The 766-nt window shown below is 65.9% G+C and carries 1 protein-coding gene; it reads left to right on the plus strand.

What is annotated here, in order from left to right:
* The first annotated feature begins 396 nt into the window (after positions 1-396).
* The gene (locus AB1460_RS37980; protein ID WP_368967434.1) at positions 397-615 is read left to right on the plus strand and encodes a hypothetical protein; all 219 of its coding nucleotides are present in this window, start codon (positions 397-399) and stop codon (positions 613-615) included.
* The last annotated feature ends 151 nt before the right edge of the window (positions 616-766 follow it).

Raw genomic sequence — 766 nt, forward strand, 5'->3', positions numbered from 1 at the left:
CCGGCTTCGTGCTGGCCTGGTCCCGGTGGCGCCGCCGCCACCAGGCACGCGCACAAGCCAGCCACTATCGCCGCCAAGCCGCAGCACTCCAACTCAACTGATCACAAAAGTCGGGCTGGAGTACTAGTGACCTATGCGACGAGCGTCCCCGCCGCGAACGGCACCGTCTGGCCGAAGAAAGCAAGCTCATTCTTGCGGCTGCTAGGCACAACGCCCTGGCTCGACCGGAACGGCATCGACTCATGGCTCGCCGCCGCTGACTGGACTGCGATCAGGGCTCGAAGCTCCAAATGAACACCGTCGGTCATCGACGGAGCCTGTGGGGTGTCAGAAGTCGGCCTGGGTCTGTGACCTGGGAGATGCGGCCGTACGGGGCCGGCGGGATGATGGTCAGCTATGTCGATCCGCCTGCTCTATCTGATCTTCGTGCGGGTGTGCGGCTGGCTGGTTCTCCTCGGTCGTTTGTCGGCGTCGGAGGACATCGAGCTGCTCGTGTTACGGCACGAGGTCGCCGTACTGCGCCGTACCCAGCCCAAGCCCCGGTGGGCGCTGACGCCCCTGTGTCGTCAAGTGGCCGTAGCGACTGGTGGGCTGGTGCGCGGGATGGCGTTGTAGATCTCGCGGGCGACGTAGCGCTTGAGTCTTCTGAGTCAAGTTGTCAGGCCGTGGGTGCGCTGGCGGGTCTGGTGGAGGGTGGGGTCGTAGGGGGTGGCGTTGTGCCAGCAGGCCCAGATCACCCGGATCCAGGCGCGGGCGACGATGCGGG

It is taken from the genome of Parafrankia sp. FMc2 (assembly GCF_041008525.1).
Lineage (GTDB): Bacteria > Actinomycetota > Actinomycetes > Frankiales > Frankiaceae > Parafrankia.

Bases quoted from the DNA above. Each gene is read 5' to 3' on its own strand.
- AB1460_RS37980 (WP_368967434.1), top strand. From the start codon at position 397: ATGTCGATCCGCCTGCTCTATCTGATCTTCGTGCGGGTGTGCGGCTGG.